9 protein-coding genes are annotated in these 6,485 nt (G+C 67.1%); all 9 read left to right on the plus strand.

Annotated elements, in window-relative coordinates; translation table 11 throughout:
• Positions 1–1,044 (plus strand): NAD-dependent epimerase/dehydratase family protein, encoded by a 1,044-nt coding sequence (locus ASE52_RS24135; protein ID WP_057229887.1) that lies wholly within the window; start codon positions 1–3, stop codon positions 1,042–1,044.
• Positions 1,045–1,054: 10 nt separating this feature from the next.
• Entirely contained in the window at positions 1,055–1,249 is a 195-nt protein-coding gene (locus ASE52_RS24140) for a helix-turn-helix transcriptional regulator (RefSeq protein WP_010466251.1), read from the plus strand.
• Positions 1,250–1,377: 128 nt separating this feature from the next.
• A complete protein-coding gene (locus tag ASE52_RS24145; RefSeq protein ID WP_057229890.1) occupies positions 1,378–2,250 on the plus strand; it encodes a TetR family transcriptional regulator in 873 nt (290 codons plus the stop codon).
• Positions 2,247–2,807 (plus strand): DUF2867 domain-containing protein, encoded by a 561-nt coding sequence (locus ASE52_RS24150; protein ID WP_057229891.1) that lies wholly within the window; start codon positions 2,247–2,249, stop codon positions 2,805–2,807. The genes ASE52_RS24145 and ASE52_RS24150 overlap by 4 nt, the downstream gene beginning before the upstream one ends.
• The gene (locus ASE52_RS24155; RefSeq protein ID WP_057229893.1) at positions 2,794–4,113 is read left to right on the plus strand and encodes an AarF/ABC1/UbiB kinase family protein; all 1,320 of its coding nucleotides are present in this window, start codon (positions 2,794–2,796) and stop codon (positions 4,111–4,113) included. The genes ASE52_RS24150 and ASE52_RS24155 overlap by 14 nt, the downstream gene beginning before the upstream one ends.
• 12 nt (positions 4,114–4,125) lie before the next feature.
• A complete protein-coding gene (locus ASE52_RS24160) occupies positions 4,126–4,533 on the plus strand; it encodes a DUF6463 family protein (RefSeq protein WP_241777095.1) in 408 nt (135 codons plus the stop codon).
• 72 nt (positions 4,534–4,605) lie between these two features.
• Positions 4,606–4,986, plus strand: coding sequence for a hypothetical protein (locus ASE52_RS24165; protein ID WP_057229897.1), 381 nt, complete (start codon positions 4,606–4,608; stop codon positions 4,984–4,986).
• 184 nt (positions 4,987–5,170) lie between these two features.
• The gene (locus ASE52_RS24170) at positions 5,171–5,713 is read left to right on the plus strand and encodes a YXWGXW repeat-containing protein (RefSeq protein WP_057229899.1); all 543 of its coding nucleotides are present in this window, start codon (positions 5,171–5,173) and stop codon (positions 5,711–5,713) included.
• A gap of 151 nt (positions 5,714–5,864) precedes the next feature.
• Positions 5,865–6,320, plus strand: a complete 456-nt coding sequence (locus tag ASE52_RS24175; RefSeq protein WP_057229901.1) for a YXWGXW repeat-containing protein — start codon at positions 5,865–5,867, stop codon at positions 6,318–6,320.
• Positions 6,321–6,485: the final 165 nt, after the last annotated feature.

The following is a 6,485-nucleotide window of genomic DNA, read 5'->3' on the forward strand; positions in this document are numbered from 1 at the left end:
ATGGCCCGCGTGTTGGTGACCGGCGCGGCCGGATACCTGGCGTCGTGGATCGTGAAGCTGCTGCTGGAGCAGGGCCACACGGTGCACGGCACGGTGCGCAGCCTGAAGGACGAGCGCAAGGTCGCGCATCTGCAGCGCCTGGCGCAGGCGCATCCAGGCCAGCTCATGTTGTTTGAGGCCGACCTGCTCAGTGCGCAGGGCTTTGACGCTGCGATGCAGGGTTGCAGCGCGGTGCTGCACACCGCTTCGCCCTACAAGCTGGGGCCCTCGGCCGACCCCGAGCGCGAGCTCATCGCCCCCGCTGTGACGGGCACGCGCCACGTGCTGGATGCGGCCAATCGCGCAGCGAGCGTGGAGCGTGTGGTCATCACCAGCAGCATCGTGGCGATGTTCGGCGACAGCGACGAGCTGCAATCCCGCCCGGGGCATGTGCTCAACGAAAAGGACATCAACCGCACGTCGACCGCGCAAGGCAATCCCTATGCGCTCTCCAAGACGCGCGCCGAGGCCCTGGCCTGGGATCTGCAGGCACAGCAAAAACGCTGGTCGCTGGTGAGCGTGCACCCAGGTGCGATCTTCGGCCCCTCGCTGTCGCAGCGCGACGATGCCACCAGCGTGCAGCTGCTGCGCCAGTTTCTGGACGGGTCCTTCCGCCAGGGCGTGCCGCCGCTGTGGCTGGGCACGGTGGATGTGCGCGATGTGGCGCAGGCGCACGTCAGCGCCGCGCTGCAGCCGGCAGCCTCGGGCCGCTACCTGGTGGTGGGCGAAAGCCTGCGCCTGCTGGAGATCGCGCAGCGCCTGCGCCAGAGCCACCCGGACCGCAGCGCCAAGCTGCCCACCAAAGAGGTGCCCCGATGGCTGATGTGGCTCATCGCGCCCATGGCCGGCATGACGCGCAGCTACGTGCGCCATAACGTGGGTCATCCGCTGCAGTTCGACACCACACGCAGCCAGGCCGAGTTGGGCTTCCGCTACCGGCCGGCCAGCGCCACGCTGGGCGAGCACGTGGCGCAGCTGGTGGCCGATGGCCTGGCGCCGGACTGAGGCAACCCGCATGCACAACCACGTCAAAGCCCTGCGGCAAGACCGCGGGATGACCCAACAAGCCCTGGCCGACGCGCTGGGTGTGAGCCGCCAGACGGTGCACTCGATCGAAGCGGGCAAATACGACCCCAGCCTGCCCCTGGCCTTCAAGATCGCCACCGTGCTCGGGCGGACCATCGAGCAGGTGTTTGTGCCCGACGACTGAGCCGCAGCCCAGCGCACAGGCGAAGGTGTCTGCACCTTCGTCGGGCCCATCCTTCGATACCCATTGACGCTTTAATGAAAATTCACTATTCTTTAAATCATTGATTCAACGATTTTAAAGATACCAAAGTGAAAACCACCCGCCAACAGCAAGACGCCACCCGCCGCCAGATCGTGGCCAGCGCGGTGGACCTCATGACCCGCCAGGGCTTCGACGGCACGACGATGAAAGACATCGCGCGCGCCGCCGGCATCGGCGACGCCACGATCTACAAATACTTCCCCACCAAGGACCGCATCGTGCTGGGCTACCTGGACGACGTGGCCCACCAGGCGCTGGCCGACACGCTGCAGACGCCGGGATTTGCGGGCTATCAGCTGCAGGAGAAGCTCCAGCGCCTGACCGACGCGGTGCTGGAGCGCCTGCTGGCCGACCGCGAATTTGTGGCCCAGGTGCGCAGCCTGGCGCGGCGCTCGCCGCTGTCGATGCTGGCGGAACCCCTGGCGGCGCGGCAAAGCCTGCGCGAGGCCGTCGCCAGCTTTCTGGAAGCCGCCGAGGCCAGCGGCGAGATCGAGCCCTGCGACTTCAAGGGCCTGGCGGGCGGGCTGTACACCGACTACCTGGCCGGTGTGGTGACCTACTGGCTGGCCGACACCTCTCAGGAATTTGCCGACACCACGCAGTTGGTGGACCTGTCGCTCGGTGTTTTGGTGCAGGCGCTGCGCGGTGGGCTCGTCAACCGTGTGCTGCAGTTAGGCGGCTTTGTGCTGCGCAGCCAGATGGCCCGCATGGTGCAGCACAGCAGCGGCCTGATGGGCATGCTGCAACTGGCCAAACAGGCGATGGCCAGCGCACCGCCCGGCCCTGCGCCCGCCTACATGGCAACGGCTGAACCATCCCCCTCGCCGGAGCGTTCAGCACCGCCGCGCAAACCCCGCTCTGCCAGCCCGGCAACCGCTGCAAAGCCAGCGGCCACGCCACGCAAGAGGAAGTCCGCATGAACACCGCCCACACCGTGCGCGAGGTCCAGGTGCCCGCAGGCACTGTCATCCATGCCACCTTGCATGACGCGGATTTTTTTGACGCCTTCACAACGACCGACCCTCGCCCCGCCGCCAGCGCACTGCAGACCTGGCTGGACGTCTTGGCTAGGACACCGCGGTGGACGGAGCAACTTCTGGCAGTGCGCAACAAGCTGGTGCGGCTGATGGGTCTCAAGGACGTGGGGCAGTTGCAGGACGTGCATCCGCTTGCCAGCGGAGCCTCCCCGACCAATGCGCGCAGCTACCGCGTCGGAGACCGCGTGGGCATCTTCCTGATTCGCCATCTGAGCGACACCGAGGTGGTGATGGGACAGGACGACAAACACCTGGATGTGCAGGTCTCGCTGACCAAACACGGGCAGCCGGGCAGCGCCCCCACGGTGGTCATCAGCACCGTGGTGCATATCCACAACACGCTGGGCCATGCCTATATGGCCGTCATCACGCCGTTGCACCGCCGCATCGTGCAGGCCATGCTGCAGCAGCTGGCCCTTTCAAACCATGGCGCGCGCTGACGCGCCCCGGACCGGCCGCCTGGCGCGCGGCACCATCACGGGCCTGGCCGCGGCGCGCATCGGCATGGCCCAGCTGGGGCACCGTGTGCGCACGCCGTCAGCCCAGGCGCAGGCCGACCACGAGGCCGCCCTGGGCCGCATCCTTTTTGGCGCTCTGGGGCAGCTGCGGGGCTCGGCGCTCAAGGTGTCGCAGCTGCTCAGCATGCACCCGGGCCTGCTGCCCGACGGCGTGCGGCAGGAGCTGGCGCGCGCCCACCACCAGGCACCACCGCTCAACCGCGCGCTGGTGGGGCGCGTGTTCCGCCAGGCCTTCGGGCAGGAGCCCGAGGCGCTGTTTGACCAGTTCGATCCCACCGCCTTCGCCGCCGCCAGCCTGGGCCAGGTGCACCGCGCTCAAATGGCGGGCCACGGCACGGTGGCCGTCAAGGTGCAGTACCCCGGCATCGCCGCCACCATTGCCAGCGACATGCAACTGATGCGCACTGCACTGCGCGCCCTGGCCCACACCGACATGCCCCTGCCCGCCAACACCGTGGTGGACAGCGTGATGACCGAGATCGAAGCCACGCTGCTGCGCGAGGTGGACTACCTGCAGGAGGCAGAGCAGCTGCAATGGTTTGCGCAGCACGCGGCTTTGCCCGGCGTGGTGCTCGCGCAGCCCATCCTGTCGCACACACGGGCCCAGGTGCTCACGCAACAGTTCCTGCCGGGCCAGCACCTGCAGGCCTGGCTGGCCACGCAACCCACACAGCAGCAACGCGACCTGGCCGGACAGCACCTGTGGGACTGGTTCATGCATTGCATCTTTGTGCTGGGCCGGGTGCATGCCGATCCGCACCCTGGCAACTTTCTGTTTGCGCCCGATTGCACGGTGGGCGTGCTCGACTTTGGCTGCACCCGCAGCCTCTCCGGCGGTTTTCTGGCGCAGGTGACACAGGCGTGGTCCGCACTGCTGCGCCCTCCCACCGACCCGCGGCGAGACGCGCTGGTGCTGCAGGCCTACCAGGCACTCGGACTCGTCAATGCCAGCCTCACCGTGCCGGCCTACACAGCCGAACTCGCGCCCGCACTGGCTGACATGCAGGCCTGGCAAATGGAGCCTTTCACGCAACCGGTCTTCGATTTTGGCGTCAAGACGCCGCCACCCATCACCGCCGGACGCCACCAGCGCGTGCTGGGCGAGCACCTGGTGCAGGTGCCCGGCGAGATGCCTGCGTTCGAGCGCATGTGGATGGGCCTCATGCACCTGCTTACGGGGCTGGGCGCACGGGTCCACACGCATTGCCCCGCCCTTCTTTCTTCATAGGAACCCACCCACATGACCACCCTGACCTCCCCCTCCCCTCGCTCTACGGTCATACCGCTTCGCAACCGCTGGAAGGGCCGGTGGATGCTGGCCGTGGCGCTGCTGCACACGCTGTATGCCGCCGTCGTTTTTCCGACCCAGCTGCAAGAGATCGTGCGGCGCGGCGTTTTCAACAGCGTGCAAAAAGACCCGGCCGTGGGTGCCGTGGTCTGGTTTGTACTGTTCGGCGTGTTGTTCGCGTTGCTGGGCTGGGCCATGTTGCTGATCGAACGCAATGCAGCCCTGGCACCCGTTCCTTTGCGCGGGCTGGGTGCCGGGTTGCTGGCTCTCGCGGTGCTGGGCATTGTGCTCATGCCCACATCGGGTTTCTGGCTGGCGCTGCCGCCCGCGCTGGCCCTGTGCTGGCCCCCAAAGCGTTGAAGGCGACGAAGACGGGTCGATGCGCCGCGTCTGCACCTTCCACAGCCATCCTGATTGACTTGAAAACTGTTCATGAATACTCCGCTGGTACTTGCAGCCGGGGGCCTCGCCCTGGTGGGTGTTGCGCACTCGGTGCTGGGTGAATTCCTCGTGTTTCGCGCTCTGCGCACGCAGGGCATCGTGCCCACCGGAGGGCGGCCCGTACTGCACGAGCGGCAGGTGCGCATCCTCTGGGGCACCTGGCACCTGGCCACCGTGTTGGGGTGGGCCCTGAGCGCCCTGCTGTGGCGCCTGGGGACCGTGCCAGGAGATACCAACCTGGGGGCCTGGGTGGCTGATGTGGCGGGGCTGGCCACCCTGGTCAGCGGATTGCTGGTGTTCTATGCCACCGACGGCAGGCACCCGGCCTGGTTTGCCTTGCTGGTGGTGGCCGCACTGGTGTGGTGGCGCTGAGGGCGCCCTCGGCAAGGCACGGGGTGGGCCGTCTGGAGTGTGAGAAAAATCACGGAAACCCCTGTCGACACCGCTGCAGGAAACACAACTTCACAAGACTTCGCAATTCGCCTACACCGTCTTGACGCAGCGTCTGCACCATGAAGTCTCCGGTTCCGCAAGGAATCATTTTGAGGAGACCATCATGGCCCGCAATGCACTCGCCGCTGTTTCTATCGCCCTGCTGTCGCTGGGTGCCGCTACGGTGGCGCAGGCACAGACCAGCGCCACCGTTGTTATCCAATCGGGACAACCCCACCACTACCAAGCGCCCGCGCCCATGGTGGTGCAATACGGCCCACCACCACCACCCCGCTATGAAGTGGTGCCCCGCCCCCGCCGGGACATGGTGTGGGTGCCCGGGTACTGGGATTGGCGTGGCCACCGCCACGTCTGGGTCCAGGGCCACTGGATGAAGGCCCGCCCTGGCTACTACTACCGCGAACCCCGTTGGGTGGAACATGGCGGCCGCTGGGAAATGCGCCCAGGTGGCTGGGATCGGGATGGCGACGGCATCCCCAACCGCTATGACCGCGACAGGGATGGCGACGGAATTCCCAACCGCTATGACCGCGATCACCACGACCGGGACCGTGATGGCGTGTCCAACCGCCACGACCGGGACCGCGACGGCGACGGTGTGCCGAACCGGCACGATCGCCGTCCAGACAACCCGTACCGCAACTGACGGAGGGGTGAAGGCCGGGGGCGGCCCGGGAAGACCCGGGTGAAGCCGCCCTCTTCGCCTACGGCTGACCCCGCTCAGCGCCTACGTGGCGCAGCGCGCCGAACCGCCACCATGCACAGACCGATTCCGCAAGGAACATTAGGAGATCACCATGACCCGCCAGACATTCACTGCAGCTGCCCTCGCCCTGATGGCACTGCTGCCCCTTGCACCCGCGCACGCTGCACCGCAAGGCACCGTCATCATTCAATCGGGTCAGCCAGAACGTGGATACCAATCCACGCAGAACTACCAGGTGATTCCCGCCCCCCCACCTCCACGGCATGAAGCCGTGCCACGCCCACGCCGCGGACAGATGTGGGAAGAAGGGCATTGGGAATGGCGTGGCAACCGCCACCGCTGGGTTCGGGGCCACTGGGTGCAAGCACGCCATGGCCACCAGTACCGCCAGCCCCAGTGGGTGGAGCGTGAAGGCCGCTGGGAAATGCAACGCGGTGGCTGGGACCGGGACGGCGATGGCGTTGCCAATCGCAACGACCGCGACCGCGATGGCGACGGCGTATCCAATCGCCGTGACAGCCAGCCCGACAACCCGCGTCGCAACTGATGGCGCTGGGGGAGCCTAGCGTTCCCCGCCTGTCACACCAGATGAACCTCGGCGCGTCCGAGGCCTGGAAACTCAGCCACCACCACTGCACCCGGCGCCACCAAGACGGTGCCGGTGCAGGAACCGGTGGTCACCCACTGCCCCGCGCGCAGCCCACCCAGGCTG

It is taken from the genome of Acidovorax sp. Root275 (assembly GCF_001428965.1).
GTDB classification, from domain to species: domain Bacteria; phylum Pseudomonadota; class Gammaproteobacteria; order Burkholderiales; family Burkholderiaceae_C; genus Acidovorax; species Acidovorax radicis.

What these genes read in the sequence shown, in the direction of transcription:
- ASE52_RS24170 (WP_057229899.1), top strand. Translation starts at nt 5,171, where the DNA reads ATGGCCCGCAATGCACTCGCCGCTGTTTCTATCGCCCTGCTGTCGCTG.
- ASE52_RS24165 (WP_057229897.1), top strand. Translation starts at nt 4,606, where the DNA reads ATGAATACTCCGCTGGTACTTGCAGCCGGGGGCCTCGCCCTGGTGGGT.
- ASE52_RS24140 (WP_010466251.1), top strand. Translation starts at nt 1,055, where the DNA reads ATGCACAACCACGTCAAAGCCCTGCGGCAAGACCGCGGGATGACCCAA.
- ASE52_RS24155 (WP_057229893.1), top strand. Translation starts at nt 2,794, where the DNA reads ATGGCGCGCGCTGACGCGCCCCGGACCGGCCGCCTGGCGCGCGGCACC.
- ASE52_RS24160 (WP_241777095.1), top strand. Translation starts at nt 4,126, where the DNA reads ATGACCACCCTGACCTCCCCCTCCCCTCGCTCTACGGTCATACCGCTT.
- ASE52_RS24150 (WP_057229891.1), top strand. Translation starts at nt 2,247, where the DNA reads ATGAACACCGCCCACACCGTGCGCGAGGTCCAGGTGCCCGCAGGCACT.
- ASE52_RS24135 (WP_057229887.1), top strand. Translation starts at nt 1, where the DNA reads ATGGCCCGCGTGTTGGTGACCGGCGCGGCCGGATACCTGGCGTCGTGG.
- ASE52_RS24175 (WP_057229901.1), top strand. Translation starts at nt 5,865, where the DNA reads ATGACCCGCCAGACATTCACTGCAGCTGCCCTCGCCCTGATGGCACTG.